Source organism: Methylobacterium soli (genome assembly GCF_008806385.1).
GTDB classification, from domain to species: Bacteria; Pseudomonadota; Alphaproteobacteria; order Rhizobiales; family Beijerinckiaceae; genus Methylobacterium; species Methylobacterium soli.
Window position 1 is genome coordinate 1 of sequence record NZ_VZZK01000109.1, and the last position, 1,059, is coordinate 1,059.

Annotated in this window: 1 protein-coding gene; it reads left to right on the top strand. The window is 66.6% G+C overall.

The annotated features are described in order from the left end of the window. Positions 1 to 1,059: elongation factor Tu (gene tuf / locus F6X53_RS32010; RefSeq protein WP_151005961.1), on the top strand; the 1,059-nt coding region annotated here is incomplete at both ends.

Below are 1,059 nucleotides of genomic sequence, written 5' to 3' on the forward strand. Positions count from 1 at the left end.
CACGGCAAGACGTCGCTGACGGCGGCGATCACGAAGGTTTTGGCGGAATCGGGCGGGGCGACGTTCACGGCCTACGACCAGATCGACAAGGCGCCGGAGGAGAAGGCGCGCGGGATCACGATCTCGACGGCGCACGTGGAGTACGAGACGCAGAACCGTCACTACGCGCACGTGGACTGCCCCGGCCACGCCGACTACGTGAAGAACATGATCACGGGCGCGGCGCAGATGGACGGCGCGATCCTGGTGGTGTCGGCGGCCGACGGCCCGATGCCGCAGACGCGCGAGCACATCCTGCTGGCCCGCCAGGTCGGCGTTCCGGCGCTGGTGGTGTTCCTCAACAAGGTCGACATGGTCGACGACGAGGAGCTTCTGGAGCTGGTCGAGCTCGAGGTGCGCGAGCTTCTCTCCAAGTACGACTTCCCGGGCGACGACATCCCGATCACCAAGGGCTCGGCCCTGATGGCGCTCGAGAACAAGGAGCCCAAGATCGGCCACGACGCGGTTCTGGCCCTGATGGAGACGGTGGACAGCTACATCCCGCAGCCGGAGCGTCCGATCGACAAGCCGTTCCTGATGCCGATCGAGGACGTGTTCTCGATCTCGGGCCGCGGCACGGTGGTGACGGGTCGCGTCGAGCGCGGCATCGTCAAGGTCGGCGAGACGGTGGAGATCGTGGGCATCCGCGACACCCAGACCACGACGGTCACGGGCGTCGAGATGTTCCGCAAGCTGCTGGACCAGGGTCAGGCGGGCGACAATGTCGGCGTGCTGCTGCGCGGCACCAAGCGCGAGGACGTCGAGCGCGGCCAGGTCGTGTGCAAGCCCGGCTCGGTCAAGCCCCACACCAAGTTCAAGGCCGAGGCCTACATCCTGACCAAGGAGGAGGGCGGGCGCCACACCCCGTTCTTCACCAACTACCGGCCGCAATTCTACTTCCGCACCACCGACGTGACCGGCGTCTGCACCCTGCCCGAGGGCACCGAGATGGTGATGCCCGGTGACAACGTCACCATGGACGTGCAGCTCATCGTGCCGGTCGCCATGGAAGAGAAGCTC